Genomic DNA, 16779 nt, shown 5'->3' on the forward strand with positions numbered 1-16779 from the left:
AAGACGTTCTTATACAAGAACGCCCCTCTCTTTTCCTTATTTATCCCCTCATCTGCCCCGCAATCGTCAAATGCGCCTCACCAGCTACGCGAATAACAGGCTCCTCTCCGGATCGATCAACCGTTACATACAGCTTTCCTGGCCGACTAATCGCATGTCCTTGCCCTATGACGAGCTGTGTCACGTTTCCAGCAGGCAGCCGTTCTTCCAACGCCAGATAGCTGCGGACTGGAACGAGTAGATGCCTATTGCCAGTGGAAGCGAGCTTCATCGGATAGCGATCGTCCAAATCAGCCAGTGTTAGGCCAACCAGCCTCGCTACCTCTTCTCTGTCCAAATCAATCTCCTTCACAGAAGGATTGATTTGGGTCATTTCCACTCGCTGTAACTGGCCATCCTCCATCACCAATTGAACAGGAATCAAGCCGACGTTTGTCTCAAACACGATACGGCTAGCCTTTTCCAACCATCCGCGCTCTGTCGCCAATAGCCAAGCAGAACCCACTGTCGCATGGCCGCAGAAATCGATCTCAACCAAAGGAGAAAAGTAGCGAATGCGAAAATCAGCTTCTGGATGGTCGGACGGCATCAAAAAGGCAGACTCAGGAAGATTCAACCCATTGGCAATTTTCACGCATTTGTTGTAAAGTCAAAGTACTTGATTCCGGGATGACGCCTGCAGGATTGCCTGCAAACGGCTTTCTCGTAAAGGCGTCCACATGGTATACACTCACATGCTTCATGGTTATTTCTCTCCTTTTGTTAAACGAATGCTTCTCTTGCTTTTCATCTTAAAATGGATCAACCGCGCTGTAAAATGAAGCTTTCGCATACCAACCATGATAAAAACTTCATGAAAGGAGGAGCTCCATGACTTTGTTTCAAATGGAAGTCCTTGTGGCTGTCTCGAACGCTGGCAATTTCACGCCGCCTATCTCTCGGCAAATCGGATTGGCTGTACGCTCGCTTCGTGAAGCCCCACCTGCCGTTCAAGCTTTTTTACGGGAAGCAGAGCGCATTGCACCCACACTATAAAAAGGACGTGCTTCTTCGTTGAAAAAATGGCTCATTCTACTACTTGCTTTCTCTGTGATCAGCAGTGTGATTTTAGGAATTACCATTCAAGCCGGTACGTTGCTGCCGTTGATTAACCAGAGCTTTTTAATCGGTCTTTTCCTGTTAATCGTTGGGAGTATTGCTGTCGTTACACGCTCTGGATTTTTCACTATTTTTCTGCGTGGATTCAAGCAGTTGAAAGAGATGTTCTTTCGCAAGCCGCGCATGATGGACAGTGATATCGTTCAAACAAACGACCCTGCTTTCGAGGAAAAGAAGGAGTCGTTCGTGCGAATCGGAACCTCGCTTTTTCTCACGTCAGGCACTGGACTGATTGTCTTCTCCATCGTTCTTACCTGTTTCTACTATTTATAGTCACACAAGGAAGGGCTGTCCCACCGATTGGGAACAGCCCTTCTTCTCTCTTACGACTCTATCAAATGACAAGCCACCCAATGCCCGGGTTGCGCCTCCTGCCACCTCGGCACTTCTTCCGCGCAACGAGGTTGTACGAGTGGGCAGCGTGTACGAAACCATGGAAGTCCTCCTCATTTACTTAGCCAGCTCGTAAATGGCATGCGCATATATCGCCATGGCACGCAGCAGATCGTCAATCTCGGCATATTCATCAGTCAGATGGGCCATGGACTCCTTGCCTGGAAAGAGCGGGCCGAAAGCAACACCATACGGCATGATTTTGGCGTAGGTAGCTCCTCCTGAGGATAGAAGGGTCGCTGGCTCTCCCGTGTGCTCCTCGTACACCCGCGACAAGGTTTGGATCACGGGATGATCTTTGGGTACAAAATGCGACTTGGATGTCCGCAGAGCGGAAATCATCCAGCCCAGCTCTGCAGTCCTTTGCTTCAATTTCTCAACGTATTCTTCACAGGAAATTGTCGCCGGATAGCGTATATTGAGCCGGACTGTTCCCCCTTCGCTGGAATCGTAATGCAGAATCCCCGCGTTGACCGTCAGCTTGCCTGACACTTCATCCTCACAAGCCATATGTAGATGATCAGCAAAATAATCTTCGTGCAGGACATCAGCTAACATCGTAAGAAAGGACAAGCAGGAGCCACCAAACGGGTACGAGCGCAAAAAAGTAGCCAACAAGGTTCCCGCATTTACGCCCAGAAATGGCGCCATCCCATGAGCTGGCTTTCCTGCGAGCGTGAATTGCAACTGTCCCAGCCCTACCAGTTCCATACGACCAGTTGTGTGGTTTTCGTTCAGAAACATTTCCCACTCTTCCGCCAGTCGAGAAAGGACGACCGCCTGCCGTGCCTCGGAGTCCAGTCGTACAAGAGCGACTGCTTTTTCGGGAACACTGTTGCCTTGGTCACCGGAGAGAAATGACGCTAACTGCCATGCTCCATTTCGTTCGATTGGCTCCACCGCTGGAATCGTTAATGTCGGGTTGATCTGTCCCTTTTCGGCATGTGTCATCGGGAAGGAGGAATCCGGTGAAAAGCCAATCGGCGGTATGCGATCATGCTCGGCAAAATGCTTCATGCACAGCCAGCCACTCTCTTCATCTGTACCGATGATCATTCGTACGCGTTTTGTAAGTGGCAAACCTGAATCCTTGACCAGCTTCAACGCATAGTACGCGGCCATCGCAGGACCTTTGTCATCAATCGCTCCCCGCGCGTAGATGCGACCGTCACGAATGCTTGGTTCAAAAGGCGGGGTCGTCCACCCTTCTCCCACAGTGACGACATCGATATGAACGAGCACACCGATCTCTTCTTCCCCGCTGCCGAGCTCGATTGTCCCTGCGTAACCATCTAGATTTTTGGTCCGGAAGCCATCCAACTCACCGCGTGCGAGCATTGTTTCAAGCGCCGCGGCAACACCTTCGCCAAATGGCTTTCCTTCTTTTGCCGTCGTCATGTCTTCGATGCTATTAATGGAAAGAAAGGATTTCAAATCATCCAGGTACTGCTCTCTTTGCAGAAGCGCTTGCTGCCGCCAGTAATCGCTCATATGCGTTCCCCTGCTTTCATCCGATGTAGATAGGCAAGAAACGATTCACCTTTCGAGGAAATCTGACTCCCTTGTCTCCCTTTTCCCACTTGAATCAGCTCATCCTGCTGCAAAAGCTTCAGGCGATAGCGCAGCTGTTGCAACGTAACCGAGTAGCCTTTTTCTTGCAACTGCGCTAGTAGTGTATAGCGTCCACCGCTCCCTTGTCCCAGCTCCTGCAAAATAGCCGTGATTTCATCTAGAAATCCTCGTTTTTTATATTCAGTAGCGATGCCTTCACATTCGTTGTGTAGACCATCTACAGGCAACGGCGCTTCCGGTATTTCCCGTAGAAACGGCAAATGATACGGATACGCTTCATCTTCTACGACGTGTGCTACATACTCAATCACATTTTCGAGCTCGCGAATATTTCCAGGCCAATCGTACTCCTGGAGCGCCCGCATCGCTTCATTGGTCAACGTAAACGGCGGGCGGCGCAAATCATAGGAATATTTCTTTATAAATTGTTGGACCAACCACGGGATATCCTCCCGTCTGTTCCGAAGCGGCGGCAAATGAATAGGCAAGATATTCAGGCGATAATACAAATCAGCACGGAATTCTCCTTCCGCAATCATCCGCTGCAAGTCTTGATTCGTTGCTGCGATGACGCGAATATCTGTCGGAATGATCTTGCTCCCGCCGACGCGCATAATCTGGCGTTCTTGCAATACACGCAGCAGTCGGTTTTGAATAGCCACGCTGGCATCTCCGATCTCATCAAGAAAAATGGTCCCTTTGTGGGCCAATTCAAACCAGCCGATATGTCCACCTTTACGCGCTCCGGTAAAAGCCCCTTCTTCGTAGCCAAACAGCTCGCTTTCCAAAAGAGATTCCGATATGGCAGCAAAGTTGACCCCAACAAATGGCTCTCTTCTGCGTGGCGAAGCATTGTGGATAGCCTGGGCGAGCAATTCCTTCCCTGTCCCTGTCTCTCCCAACAACAGCACCGTGGAGTTGCTTCTGGCGATTTTGCGGGCAATCTGAATCACTTTTTGAACAGGCGCGCTCTCCCCATAAAAATCATCAAACTGGTATTTGGCTACCAATCCTTTGCTGTAAAGGCGCATGCGATAATCATGCTCCAGCTTTTCAATTTCTGCAGCCTGACGAAACAAGAGCAGACTCCCGAGAAAGCTTCCTTCCATGACGATGTGCATTTTGCGGAAAAAGTAGGTTTTGTTCGCCCAATCTACCAAAACATCCTTGTTCTCTTCACACTGCTGGATCAACTGATAAAAATTCGCAGGCAAGCAATTGGACGCCCGCTCACCGACGACTTCATTCCCGTCCATCTGCAACGTATCGATTGCTTTCTGATTGAAAAAACGGATGTTTTCTTTTTCATCCATGGCAATCACTGCATCCTCGATCCGATTGACGATCGCCTCCAAATATTTGCTCAACAGATGCGCATGCTGAATCTCGTTGTTCAGTTCTTTGGTGATATCGACCAACGATTGCATGGCGCGTGCGGTCACCTTTTGAAAATTGCCGTTTTTAAAATGAGAGTAGATGGCAAGCCATGTAGATAAATCGATGATCCGATACCCGATATCAACAACTTTGCGAATATGCGGGGGCACATGCTCTGCCTCTCCTGGCGTTACCGCAATCTCGATGTCAGGTGGATAGTCAGCACCTGGATAATAGGGATACAGTTCAAAATCCATCCCAGAGGCACGCAGCAATTCCACATTTTCTTCAGCTGTCTCCTTGGTGTCACTGACGAGAAGCACTTTCACGCCTTTCGGGATTTCCAGCATGCCGCGCAAGTTATGGTACGGCAGCATTCGCTTGGCGATAATGATGCTGGATTCTTTTGGCACATACGGTTGTACAAGGGGGACGATGCTTTTGGTAGATACAATGATGAGAGCACCAGGCGTGATCGGGCGTAGCGGAAGCTGGTCGACTCGCATCGCCTCAACATGGATATCATCGCCGATTCCCAATTCATGGTATTGACTAACAACGGATTGTAGAAACTCATCCATTCTTGCAATAAATATGATCGATTTTTTGTCCATATCAGTCGCTCCAAGATGTAGTGTGAAGACAAGAACGTTTCGAATATTCGCTCTTGTCTTCACTTATTTTACTTACTACTTATTGCCGATTTCTACCCATTTGTAGTCAATCGTGCCGACTGGATGGCGAATAATGCCTTTTATGTTTGGCTGCTCCATAAATACTTTTGTCCCGAAATAGATAGGTACGAGTGGCATATCATCCATGAAAATTTTCTCCGCGTCATGCATGAGCTTGAAACGTTCGGGTTCGTCGGCAGTGTTGCGAATCTTCTCGACCAATGCGTCATACTCTTTGTTGCTGTAGTTGACACGGTTTCCAGGATGGTCAGTCACGAACAGCTCCAGGTAATTGACTGGGTCTCCGTAGTCGGCAGGGATCGTCGAGCGGGAGAATTGAAGAGTGCGGGCACGCTGTTCTGCCAAGAATACTTTCCATTCTTTGTTTTCCAGCTTTACATCTACCCCGAGATTTTTCTTGTACATTTCCTGCAAGACTTGTGCGATGGCCTTATGCGCATCACTGGTGTTATACGTCATGGCGACAGGCGGCAGGGTTGTCCACCCTTCTTCTTCCATCCCTTTTTTCAGAAGTGCTTTTGCTTGCTCTATATCGTTATCCTTGAAGAAATCCCCGCCTTTTGTGCGGAAATCCGCTCCGTCTGGCTCCGGGAAGCCCAATGGCACGTGGGCCATGGCAGGTGTTTGCTTCCCTTGCACAACATTGTCGATTAAAGTTTTGCGATCGATGGCCAGTGCAAATGCTTTCCGGATGTTGGCGTTCGTGAACGGAGGAATTGTGGTGTTCATCCGGTAGTAGTAGATGGACGCTTCCGTCTCGACTTTTGCTTCTCCGGAATCGATCAACTGTTTCTTCATATCATTAGGAACGGTCTGGATCATGTCGAGCTGACCTGTTTTGTACATTTGGAATTGCGTATTTTCATCGTTGACCATGACAAACTCGATTCCCGCATATTTGATCGAATCACGATCCCAGTAGCCGTCATTTTTCGTAAGCTTCACTGATTGGTCATGAACCCAATCTTCCATTTTGAACGGTCCATTCGTCACGATGCTTGAAGCACCTTCCGCCCATTTCGGATTACTCTCCACGACTTTTTTATTCACCGGGAAGAAAGTCGGCTGCGTTAGGATGTGGAGGAAGTAACCTGTTGGTGCCTTCAGCTTTACCTCAAACGTCTTCTCGTCTACGGCTTTTACCTGTACGCCGTCTGCATTTCCTGTTCCTTTGTTGAAAGCTTCTGCTCCATTGATGTAGTAGGCGAGGAAAGCAGACGGGAATGCATTGTTTGGATCGACAATGCGTTTAAACGCAAACTCGAAATCTTGCGCTGTCACTGGTTCGCCATTCGACCATTTGCTATCGCGCAGGGTAAAGGTATACGTTTTCCCATCCTCACTCACTGCCCATTTCTCGGCCATGGCGGCTTGCGGCTTGTGATCCTTGTCTAGGCGAACCAAGCCTTCCATTGTGGCATTCAACACTTCGTTTGAGGTACTGTCAAAGCCTTTTGGCGGATCGAGCGAAGGTGGTTCGGTCTTCAGGTTGAGCTTGAGTTTTGCAGCGGCATTGGCTTGTCCACCTGTATCTGTGGACGCTTGACCTGCTGTACCTCCCCCTGCTGGCTGTGTCGGCGTTGCTGACTGACTACAACCTGTAATGGCAAGAACAGTGACAAGTGCAGCGGTACTAAGCAGCTTCCATCCTTTTCGCATGTTCATTGCATGTGACCCCCTTTTCTTTTTAAACAACATGTAGCCTTTGTTGCTTTATGAATAAACGGCACCATAGGGAATGCCATCTAGACACGTAAAGAAAAATCTGTCTTGGCGAGACGAAAGGAAGTCTCAATACGTCCGACAACGTTACCACTCATGTTTGTAATGGGCGGGTTGGTATATTCCGCGAGCTTATCCAAAGGACCGTCTATGCCGATTCCCAGTTGACGAAGCACTTCATTGACGACCGGATTGATCGCCCGTGGTCCCCCATCCTCGATTTTGATAGCGATGCCCCATCCTGTTTCTCTATCGCCCAAGCAATACACCGACTCTGCGCCTGCCTTCCCTACGATACGACCGCCAAAGGCTGTCATCAGATCTGTGCAATATCGATTCTCGCCCCCGACCATTTCGGGATGAGCGGTCATGGCATCCGTAATACGCTGAACCGCTTTTCGTCGCTCGGGATTCTCGATCACCTCTGGTCTCGCCAGCTTGGCGAATGCCCATGCGTAATGAGCAAGCGGCAATTGATGGACGGGAACCCCACATCCATCTGTCCCAAGATTGATTTTGTCTTTGGGGTAGCCTGTTATGTCCTCGACTAATTCGAGAATTCGCTGTTGTACCGGATGCGTAGGCAAATGATAGGTAGTCACGTCCTCCCCCATATGTGTCGCGGTGGCAATCATGCCGGAGTGCTTGCCGGAGCAATTCGAGAATACGGGTGTAAGCGGCTTGCCCTCCCGAATCAGCTCTTTATAGCTCTCCTCATGACGTGGCACATGTGTCCCGCATTGCAACGCCGTTTCTGGCTGACCTGCTCGCGCAAGCATCGAGAGCGCCCGCGCGCGATGGCGTGGCTCTCCACTGTGTGAAGCGCAACAGAGCGAAAGATCAGCCGGATCGAAGCCATATCGATCTGCCGTCCCCGTCTCGATTACCGGAATCGTCTGCAACGGCTTCATACTGGAACGTGCATATGTAAGGCGATGGGGGTCCCCGTACGAATAGAGCACTCTCCCCTGCGAATCAACGACTGCGATATGTCCAAGATGTGAGCTCTCTACCTGTTCTCCCCGGTATACGTTGGCAACGACGTTCATAGCAAGTCTCCTTTGAGCGCGAATGTTTGAATGTTTGTACTTTTCTAAATAAGCAAGTAATGTGCCAATAACTGAAAAAACTAAGCAACAGGCGGAGTTTGGCTATTTTCTTGAGAAACAGATCAGCCTTTTCCTAGAATTGAACAAGAATAGGCTAACTCATTTTCGTAAACAGGCTCACCCAAAAAAAGCAACAGGGTGACATCTCCATTTTCTTTTCAAAACGGAGTACTATCACATCATTGTCATAAGCCTATGAGCCACCACGTTTTAGCAGAAAGTTTGATATCTGCAACAAAAAAGAGACGTTCCCTATGAAACGTCCCTCCTAAACTCTTGTCGTGATCTTACTTTGGCAGCACCTAATCCTGACTCGGGAAGATCGAGAGGCATTGTCGAGGAAAACCGAAAGGCGGACAACGGAAAGAGGGGGTAGGAGTAGGAGCAGGAATGTTATTTGGACGCGGCGAACAAAATTTCCCCAGCACCTCCATTTTGACTTCCGCATGTACCTGAATCTCCTTGCAGATGATCACTTCCAATTCCACCCTTCCACCAAGCAAAAAGTGCTCATTCGGTGTACACTCGATACCTGTGATCCTGCAGGAGATGTTGTTTTCGTCTAAAGGCTCTGGCAAACATAGAATGATTTCATCGTCAAATGATACGACAACCGGGAATTCGCACAAAAAGTCACCATTCGCGAAGACGCGGATCAGGACAGTTGCCTGGAAAACAAACTGTACCATACCTGCCAGAAAAGTTGTTTGATTGATCGTCATCTGCACTCTGCGAACATTGACGATGCTGCAGGAAAAATCGGAGACAGATTTCGCATGTGAGCGATGAAAGAGCGGAAATGGCGGAGGGACGACAGGCTCTATGCATTGAATAGAGATATCTTGACCTGACTGTATGGCTTCGTCAATCAACGGAAGGCACTCATCAGGGATGGATACTTTGCTTCGTTCATTGTTCGTGGAGACAATCCAGTCGTACACCTCTTGTACCATGATGCACCTAGCCTCCAGATTGTTCGGGGGCGGAGGCGTGGCTGTTGGAAATACTTCTGTAACTGTAACGGTAAACGAACAGGAACTCGTATTTCCAGCCGCATCGGTTGCCGTGCACGTCACCACTGTCATTCCCCGCGGAAACGCCATGGTCTCAACTACTTCAGCTACAGATAAGGACGGGAAATTGTGAACGACGCCGGACGGGCTGCAGGAAATCGAAACAATGCCGCAGCTAGGACTTGCCGCTGTTACCGTGTACGTTACGGTTCCGAAATTCACACCTGGATCCGAGCCGGTACTTATATTGGAGGGACATGAGATGGTCGGGGGTTCGACGAAAGGAAAACTGATGAAGACCTCTCCATTATCAAGCCCAATGCTCGTCAAGTTAACCTGATTGCTTCCCCCGTTGAATGAGCCACCACCTCCTCCGACCCCAGCGACTAGAGGAAACAAGGGATCTAATCCGTTTCCTCCGCCACCCCCACTAAAGCCTCCACCGCCACCGCCGCCACTTTCTCCTCCTCCTCCGCCGCCACCAAAACCACCAGCTCCGCCGCTTCCGTCAGGCGTTCCACCCGCGCCACCGGCATTGATCGCGGTTCCGCCGCCGCCACCCCCTGGGGAGGAGGAACCATTTCCAACAATGCCTGCTCCACCGCCTCCCCCATCGTTTGGCGCTCCCGCACCGCCACCTAATCCATTGACCCCTCCAGCTGCGCCAGGCGATCCGGCCGTTCCTCCTGCGGTGAGCGCTGCATCCCTTCCAGGCAGAAAATTGGCTTCACCGCCACCCCCACCCGCTGCTACGAGCAGATTGGTCGCTGTCACCGGGTTTACAGTCCGCCATATAAATGTGCCGCCACCGCCGCTACGATTAACTCCCTTTCCTCCAACCAAAACGCTCAATACTTCACCGGGAGTGACAGGAAAATCCCCCTGAATGAACGCTCCTCCACCAGCATCAAAAAAACCTCCGGAAAAGCCTCCTCTCGCCCCTACTGCCTGAATCGTCATAGAAGTTACGCAAGGAGGAACGACGAAGGTCTGAAGCTCGCCCGTAAAATGGAGTGTGACAGCCGCAAACGTGATGACTACGATACCATCGCCTGTTCCCACACCGGAAACGTTTTTCTGATTGAGTCCGGCATTAAAGGAACCTCCGCCTCCTCCGCCTCCGAATGATTCTACAAGGTTTGTACCCCCACCACCCCCACCGCCGCTATATCCTCCACCGCCTCCGCCACCTGCGCTCCCTGACCCGCCGCCGCCAAAACCTCCAGTACCTCCCCCGGCACCCCCAGCATGAATAGCGGTTCCTCCTATGGCACCTGTGGAGCCGTTGGCACCGTTTCCAATGATACCTGCTCCTCCACCGCCGCCTCCCCCTAAGAATCCGCTGCCTCCTCCACCTCCGAGGCCATTCACTCCCCCTGCACCTTTTAATGTCTCTTCTCCTGCTCGACCAGATGTACTCGATTCAATCGCATTGACTCCCGGGGAGCCTTGAGTACCGCCACCTCCACCACCTGCTGCAATCAGAATGTTGGCAGCAGTAACGGGACTCATCGTGCGCCAAACAAATGATCCGCCGCCTCCACCCCCTGCGGTTAAATCATCGCCACCACCCGCTCCGCCTACGAGGATAGATAATACCTCACCGGGTGTCACGGGAAAGTCGCCCTGAATATACGCCCCCCTCCCTCCAGTGGTGAGTCCGTCACCGCCTCGTGCACCTACTGCACGAATCGTCAACGAAGTAACGGTTGCAGGGACGACAAAGGTTTGAATGGCGCCCGTAAAAGCAAAGTTCTGTGTAGGCATTACCCACCATTCCTTTCCAAGCATGGTTATACACACATAATTACCCACTTCTATATATATGTGTTGACCCTAGATGCGACATAGGTGAAAGAAAAGAAAAAGACGTCCCCTAGGCAGGACGCCTCGTCACTCGGTCATAGACCTATCGATTCCGCTATGCTTTTACCACCCGCTGCATATCCGCTTCGACCATCATGTGAATGAGCTCTTCCAGCTTCGTTTTCGGTGTCCAATCGAGCTCTCTTTTCGCTTTTTCCGGATTGCCCAACAAAATGTCCACTTCTGCTGGCCGATATAGTTGTGGGTCGATCACTACATAATCTAGGTAGTTCAACCCAACATAATCGAAGGCGATTTTGCACATCTCTTCCACTGTCGATGTATTTCCCGTCGCGATGACATAATCATCCGGCTTATCCTGCTGGAGCATCAGCCACATCGCTTCTACGAAATCTCCAGCGAAGCCCCAATCCCGCTTCGCCTGAATATTCCCTAGCCGCAGTTCCTTTTGCTTGTTGGCGGCAATTCTTGCAACACCATGCGTCACTTTTCTCGTAACGAATTCCAGCCCACGCAAAGGTGATTCATGATTGAATAAAATGCCGTTGGTGCTAAACATCTGAAAGCTTTCCCGATAGTTTTTGGTCATCCAGTAGCCAAACAGCTTGGAGACTGCATATGGGCTTCTCGGGTAAAAAGGCGTTTGCTCCGATTGCTGTGGCTCCTGGATTAATCCGTACAGCTCACTTGACGAAGCCTGATACATTTTGATGGCGGGGTCTGTTTCCCGAATCGCCTCTAGAACATGCAGGACACCCATTCCTGTTACTTGCGCGGTCAAAATAGGCTGTTCCCACGACGAACCGACAAAGCTCTGCGCACCTAAATGATACACTTCCGCTGGTTTACATGCCTTCAGCGCACGTGTCAACGACGACACATCCAATAGATCGCCGTCCTTGTACTCTACCTGATCTGCGATGTTCAAATACTCCAACCGCCACCTGTCCACTGTGCTCCGACGTGGAACAAGTCCCACCACATGGTACCCCTTCTCCAGCAGAAATTTTGCTAGGTAGGCGCCGTCCTGACCTGTGATTCCTGTGAGGAAAGCTGTTTTCATCCGCTTCTACTCCCCTTCTTCAGGCTGTGCCGTAATGTTGATTCCGGTAAGTTCCCTTGAGCATCTCTTAAGCTTATGCCGGATCATGTTCATACGTTCAGTTGTCAGGGTGAGGGTCAAGAATAGAAGTCCGTAATAAACTAATGAAAGCAAGCCGTTGTCATAGATCAATAAGGAGGTAGGCAGGTGACATGTCGCTCATTACCGTCGTGATTCCAACCTATAATCGGGCGAAGTATCTCCCCGCAGCCATCGAAAGTGTGTTGCACCAAACACACAAGGAATGGAAGCTCCTCGTTGTAGATGACGCCTCTACTGATCACACACAAGCCATCGTCGAAAAGTACCTCGGTGATCCCCGCATTCACTACGTGCTACTCCCTGAAAATTCAGGGATTGGAAAAACAATGGCTGCTGCTCTGGAACGAATTGATACGCCCTACTTTGTCTCACTTGACTCGGATGACTGGTTCGACGGAAAAACCTTAGAAATTTTGTTGAATGAGATGGAACGCCAGCCGGAAACCACGAACGTCGTGTTCTCCAACACCGTTTTTTGGAGGGAAGTGGGTGACAAGCGTGAACTATCCGAAATCATGCGGCCTCGGAGCTATGAAGATAAGTATGATTACCTGGAAGCTCCGATGGTTTGGCCTCGTTTTTATCGGACACAAGCGGTTCGTGATGTCGGCGGCTTTGAATGTGACGATCCCATGCAGGGAAGGTTTTCTCATGACAAGTACATGTTATTAAAATTGATCGGAACAGGCGATATTCACTGGGTCGATGCGAACCTCTATCATTATTTGATTCACGAGAGCAACAATTCCCATACAAAAAACTGGCCGCAATGGACAAAAGCAAGAAAGTACATTCTAACGAAAATCTTGAAACTGTGGGGAGACGAGTACGAGCCTGTTTTTGTGTACACACCCCAGGGCTGGATCTATGTGAGCAAGCTCATTCCAAAAGAGAAGCCTTCCTAACTATTCTGAGACAATCTGCTTAAACAAGGTCAATGCCCGCGCCACCGCTTGATCCATGTTGTAGTATTGATAATCCGCAAGTCTGCCCGCAAAAAGCACTTGATCGCGTATTTGCTCCGCTTCTTGTTTATAGAGGCTGTACCGTTGACTGTTTTCCTTGCGGGGAATTGGATAATACGGCTCGTTTTCGCCAGGTGAATACGGCTGTGGATATACGAAGGATATGGTTGTGTGAGGAACGACTTGACCTGTGAGGTGCTTTTGTTCGAGGATTCTGGTGAAATCATACTCATTGGGATAATTGACAGTCCCCACTTCTTGATACCATGCCTTTTGATGCGTTTCAAAATGAAAGCGCAGGCTTCGATAAGGCAATCGCCCATGCTTATAGCCAAAAAAGGAATCGATCGGGCCGGTGTAAATCATACGTTTATACCTAAATTCATCCGCGATTTCTTGATAGTCCGTATTGAGGAGCACCTTTATATTCGAATGGTCGAGCATGCGATGGAACATTGCTGTAAAGCCATGCAACGGAATTCCCTGATACGCGTCCTGAAAAAACCGATTGTCCCTGCTGACATACACAGGAACCCTTGCCGAAACAGACGGATCCAGCTCCTCCGGCTTCAAATCCCATTGCTTGATCGTATACCGATGAAATACTTTTTGATAAATGAACTCAGCCAAAAAGCCAAGCTCTTCATGAGCACTTTCCCGAAGCTTCAGAATTGGAATCTTCGCCCCGTATCCATATTGACGGATCAGCAAGCTCTCCAGTTTCTGAGCATATTGCGGAGAAAACAATGCGGACAATGCATTTAAATTGAAAGGCAACGGTATTTTTATGCCATCGACATAGGCACGCACCTCATGGAAGTACGGCCGCCACTGGGTAAAACGCGATAAATAGTCCCAGACCAGCTTGGAATTCGTATGAAAGGTGTGCGAACCGTATTTGTGAATCAGTACCCCCTGCTCATCATAGCAATCATAGGCATTTCCTCCGATATGATTGCGCCCCTCTACCACCAACACTTTCTGATCGAGCTCATTGGCAATCCGCTCTGCGAGTGTAGCACCCGTGAATCCAGCTCCGACAATCAGCCAATCCACCTTCATGGTAGACTCACCTCCTCCCGTCTTACTCACATCCACTCACTCACTTACCATTCCGTTAATACCTTAGTAAATGATGTCGTACTCTACACGTGGGAGTGAACTCTACATGAATGCAAACTGGCACGAACACTACACACGCTGGAACGAGTGTGAATCCCTCGATCCAGAGCTTCGTCAGCAGTTAACCACCATGCACGCTGATGAAAAGCAGCTTGCGGATTGCTTCTCTGCCCCGATTGCATTTGGAACCGGAGGGATGCGCGGGGTCATGGAGCCGGGAATAAACCGCATCAACCTTTACACGATTCGCAAAGCAAGCGCAGGGCTGGCTCGTTATTTACTCGAAACATATCCGGATCTGGCCGTCAAAAAAGTCATCATTGCCTATGATTCACGGAAACACTCACTGTTGTTTGCCAAGGAAACCGCCAAAGTTCTCGGTCAGTACGGGATTACTACATGTATATTCAAACAGCTGACTCCTACCCCTCTGCTTTCCTTTGCTGTGCGCCATTTTTCCGCGTGTGCTGGCATTGTCATTACAGCAAGCCATAATCCGCCCGAATATAACGGCTACAAAATTTATGGCGCAGACGGAGGACAAATTACGCTCGCGACAGCCGAACGACTGATGGACCATATCGTTGCAGCCGGAAATGAACTCGAAATCACTCCAGCAGATGAGCAAGAGCTGTACAAAAATGGACTGCTCCACTACATTGACGATTCTCTCTTGCATGCGTATTTGGAAAAAGTAAAGCAATTGCGCGTCCATCTAGACTTATCTCCTGCGATCCGAGAGCAAGTGAAAATCGTCTTTACTCCCCTACACGGCACGACGCATGACTCCATCACACGGGGATTGAAATTGTTTGGGTATACACAAGTGAGTGTCGTTCTCGAGCAAGCTATCCCCGATCCTAACTTTTCGACCGTTGCCTCTCCTAATCCCGAAGAGCCTGAAGCCTTTCGATTAGCGATTTCATCCGCCAAACAAATGGATGCCGACATCATAATGGGGACGGACCCTGATGGAGATCGCCTCGGTGTGCTCGTCAAAAATCAGGCGGGAGACTACAGCGTCCTGACAGGGAATCAATTGGGAGCCATGCTTCTTCATTACCTGCTGGAAACCAAACAAAAAAAGGGGGAGCTCCCCACAAACGGCCTTGTCTTGAAAACAATCGTCACGTCCGAAATGGGCAGAGCCATCGCGGCAGACTTCGGTGTATCGACAGAAGACACCCTGACAGGGTTCAAATATATTGGCGAAAAAATCGAAGCCTATAAAAAAAGTGGAGCGTACGTCTTCCAATTTGGGTACGAAGAAAGCTACGGGTATTTAATCGGCGATTTTGTCCGGGATAAAGATGCTGTACAAACTGCTTTGCTAATTGCTGACATGTGCGCGTATTACAAATCTCAGCACAAAAGCCTCGCGGACACACTGAATGAGTTATTCAACCGTTACGGTCATTATGCGGAAGAGCTGATTTCTTTCACGTGCAAAGGAGGAGATGGGATGCAAAAAATATCGGCAACGATGCTTTCTCTGCGCAGTCAGCCCCCTGCCCAAATCGCCTCCCACCCCATCCTAGCTATCGAAGATTATACCAGCGGAATCCGCACAGATTGTCAAACAGGTACAACCACACCGCTCACCTTACCTGCCTCGGATACGATCAAATACTTTTTCCACGATCATTCGTGGTTTTGTGTCAGACCCTCAGGTACGGAGCCCAAAATCAAAATTTATTTAGGAGTGAAAGGAACCAATAGTCAAGATAGCCAAGAAAAGCTATTCACCTTGAAGCAAGCTGTCTTGCAGCTACTCGATTTCTAGTAAGGACTAGATTTCAAAATAGGGACCGGACTGAGGAGGATGTCCGCCCGCGACTGTTCCGTAACGAGGAGGATGATAAGCCTGTTCTGGTGTTAATTCAGGGAAACCGGATTGAAGAAGCAAGTCTCGTCTTACAAAAAAAGCGTTGACGCCCTTTGAATCCGTCCCCACCAAGGCATATCCCAAGCTGGTTCCCAAAATGGTCAAGGAACTCAAGCTGGCACCATAGTAGGTATTGCCACCCCATTTAAAATCCGGTTGATACACAATCACCATTTTTTGTGGAGGCGGAAAAGCCGCATTGTACTCAATAACGACAAGTCTCGGGGTGTAAGCAGAAAGAGCTTGCCATACCCAGTAGTCATTGCCGTCAATGTCGATAGAGAGCAGATCAAATTCTTTTTGGACACCATTTTTTTCGAATAAACCAGCAATATTTTCTCTCGTGATTAACTCATTCTTGATGATGACCTGGGGATAGGCAGCATAATCCGTAGACATTTTATTGCAGCTGTTCAGGTCGCCTTCCATCGCTAATCCACTCCATCCGTGCTGCGTGACGAGATTTTTGAGCATACATTCCGAGCCATCTCCAACGCCGAATTCTACACAATAGCGATTCGTAGTTCCAATTCGTGAAAATATTTCTTCAATGATGCCGTCTTCTCCATTTTGAGAATACACTCGTTTTTCATATTGGTTTAACACATCCATTCTCTCCATGCCTCCATTCACAATCTCCCTCTTTCCGTATCATATTTATCTTTTTGCGGATACGATTGGTCATTCATGGAACAGGCCGCAAAACAGGCTATTTGCATGGTTTCAAGGCCCTCCCCGGGACAATATATTAGGATAGAGTTTATCAATAGGAGCCTATCAGGCATTTTGTCAGACAG

At 49.3% G+C, this 16779-nt stretch carries 13 protein-coding genes and 1 pseudogene; 4 read left to right on the forward strand and 10 right to left on the reverse strand.

All coding sequences use genetic code 11. The features are described from left to right. Window positions 1-40 precede the first annotated feature (40 nt). Window positions 41-743 (reverse strand): annotated as a pseudogene (locus E8L90_RS14100) (PhzF family phenazine biosynthesis protein). 127 nt (window positions 744-870) lie between these two features. Between E8L90_RS14100 and E8L90_RS14105 the strand changes: the two are divergent. Continuing rightward, a complete protein-coding gene (locus tag E8L90_RS14105) occupies window positions 871-1035 on the forward strand; it encodes a hypothetical protein (RefSeq protein ID WP_244297224.1) in 165 nt (54 codons plus the stop codon). Between the two features lie 18 nt (window positions 1036-1053). Then, window positions 1054-1431, forward strand: coding sequence for a DUF3899 domain-containing protein (locus E8L90_RS14110; protein ID WP_137029933.1), 378 nt, complete (start codon window positions 1054-1056; stop codon window positions 1429-1431). Here E8L90_RS14110 and E8L90_RS14115 read toward each other — a convergent pair whose 3' ends face one another. From E8L90_RS14115 to E8L90_RS14160, 7 genes are all read right to left on the reverse strand, one after another. Continuing rightward, window positions 1432-1593 carry a hypothetical protein gene (locus tag E8L90_RS14115; protein ID WP_162309086.1) on the reverse strand — a complete coding sequence of 54 codons (162 nt, stop codon included), beginning with the start codon at window positions 1591-1593 and terminating at the stop codon, window positions 1432-1434. It lies immediately after the preceding gene. 15 nt (window positions 1594-1608) lie between these two features. Beyond that, the gene (gene pepV, locus E8L90_RS14120) at window positions 1609-3042 is read right to left on the reverse strand and encodes a dipeptidase PepV (protein ID WP_137029934.1); all 1434 of its coding nucleotides are present in this window, start codon (window positions 3040-3042) and stop codon (window positions 1609-1611) included. Then, complete coding sequence (locus tag E8L90_RS14125) at window positions 3039-5114, reverse strand: sigma-54 interaction domain-containing protein (protein ID WP_137029935.1); 2076 nt, start codon at window positions 5112-5114, stop codon at window positions 3039-3041. The genes pepV and E8L90_RS14125 overlap by 4 nt, the downstream gene beginning before the upstream one ends. A 75-nt stretch (window positions 5115-5189) precedes the next feature. Beyond that, on the reverse strand, window positions 5190-6860 hold the full coding sequence (locus E8L90_RS14130; protein WP_137029936.1) for a peptide ABC transporter substrate-binding protein: 1671 nt from the start codon (window positions 6858-6860) through the stop codon (window positions 5190-5192). 80 nt (window positions 6861-6940) lie between these two features. After that, entirely contained in the window at window positions 6941-7966 is a 1026-nt protein-coding gene (locus E8L90_RS14135; RefSeq protein ID WP_137029937.1) for an asparaginase, read from the reverse strand. Between the two features lie 362 nt (window positions 7967-8328). Further along, window positions 8329-10806 (reverse strand): BMQ_0737 family morphogenetic spore coat protein, encoded by a 2478-nt coding sequence (locus E8L90_RS31105; RefSeq protein ID WP_279633652.1) that lies wholly within the window; start codon window positions 10804-10806, stop codon window positions 8329-8331. Window positions 10807-10960: 154 nt separating this feature from the next. Beyond that, window positions 10961-11929, reverse strand: coding sequence for a GDP-mannose 4,6-dehydratase (locus E8L90_RS14160; protein WP_137029940.1), 969 nt, complete (start codon window positions 11927-11929; stop codon window positions 10961-10963). 191 nt (window positions 11930-12120) lie between these two features. On the opposite strand from E8L90_RS14160, the gene E8L90_RS14165 reads away from it, so the two are divergent. Further along, complete coding sequence (locus E8L90_RS14165; protein WP_137029941.1) at window positions 12121-12915, forward strand: glycosyltransferase family 2 protein; 795 nt, start codon at window positions 12121-12123, stop codon at window positions 12913-12915. On the opposite strand, the gene glf is transcribed toward E8L90_RS14165, so the two are convergent. Next, window positions 12916-14037 (reverse strand): UDP-galactopyranose mutase, encoded by a 1122-nt coding sequence (glf, locus tag E8L90_RS14170; protein ID WP_137029942.1) that lies wholly within the window; start codon window positions 14035-14037, stop codon window positions 12916-12918. It lies immediately after the preceding gene. A 106-nt stretch (window positions 14038-14143) separates the two neighbouring features. Here glf and E8L90_RS14175 point away from each other — a divergent pair, with 106 nt between their 5' ends. Beyond that, window positions 14144-15880 carry a phospho-sugar mutase gene (locus E8L90_RS14175; protein WP_137029943.1) on the forward strand — a complete coding sequence of 579 codons (1737 nt, stop codon included), beginning with the start codon at window positions 14144-14146 and terminating at the stop codon, window positions 15878-15880. A gap of 6 nt (window positions 15881-15886) precedes the next feature. On the opposite strand, the gene E8L90_RS14180 is transcribed toward E8L90_RS14175, so the two are convergent. After that, on the reverse strand, window positions 15887-16594 hold the full coding sequence (locus tag E8L90_RS14180) for a hypothetical protein (protein ID WP_137029944.1): 708 nt from the start codon (window positions 16592-16594) through the stop codon (window positions 15887-15889). Window positions 16595-16779: the final 185 nt, after the last annotated feature.

It is taken from the genome of Brevibacillus antibioticus, assembly GCF_005217615.1.
In the GTDB taxonomy this organism is placed as follows: Bacteria; Bacillota; Bacilli; order Brevibacillales; family Brevibacillaceae; genus Brevibacillus; species Brevibacillus antibioticus.

Excerpts from the sequence above, each read along its gene's own strand:
- E8L90_RS14105 (WP_244297224.1), top strand. The coding sequence starts at position 871 with ATGACTTTGTTTCAAATGGAAGTCCTTGTGGCTGTCTCGAACGCTGGC.
- E8L90_RS14115 (WP_162309086.1), bottom strand. The coding sequence starts at position 1,593 with ATGGTTTCGTACACGCTGCCCACTCGTACAACCTCGTTGCGCGGAAGA.
- pepV (WP_137029934.1), bottom strand. The coding sequence starts at position 3,042 with ATGAGCGATTACTGGCGGCAGCAAGCGCTTCTGCAAAGAGAGCAGTAC.
- E8L90_RS14125 (WP_137029935.1), bottom strand. The coding sequence starts at position 5,114 with ATGGACAAAAAATCGATCATATTTATTGCAAGAATGGATGAGTTTCTA.
- E8L90_RS14130 (WP_137029936.1), bottom strand. The coding sequence starts at position 6,860 with ATGAACATGCGAAAAGGATGGAAGCTGCTTAGTACCGCTGCACTTGTC.
- E8L90_RS14135 (WP_137029937.1), bottom strand. The coding sequence starts at position 7,966 with ATGAACGTCGTTGCCAACGTATACCGGGGAGAACAGGTAGAGAGCTCA.
- E8L90_RS31105 (WP_279633652.1), bottom strand. The coding sequence starts at position 10,806 with ATGCCTACACAGAACTTTGCTTTTACGGGCGCCATTCAAACCTTTGTC.
- E8L90_RS14160 (WP_137029940.1), bottom strand. The coding sequence starts at position 11,929 with ATGAAAACAGCTTTCCTCACAGGAATCACAGGTCAGGACGGCGCCTAC.
- E8L90_RS14165 (WP_137029941.1), top strand. The coding sequence starts at position 12,121 with ATGTCGCTCATTACCGTCGTGATTCCAACCTATAATCGGGCGAAGTAT.
- glf (WP_137029942.1), bottom strand. The coding sequence starts at position 14,037 with ATGAAGGTGGATTGGCTGATTGTCGGAGCTGGATTCACGGGTGCTACA.
- E8L90_RS14175 (WP_137029943.1), top strand. The coding sequence starts at position 14,144 with ATGAATGCAAACTGGCACGAACACTACACACGCTGGAACGAGTGTGAA.
- E8L90_RS14180 (WP_137029944.1), bottom strand. The coding sequence starts at position 16,594 with ATGGATGTGTTAAACCAATATGAAAAACGAGTGTATTCTCAAAATGGA.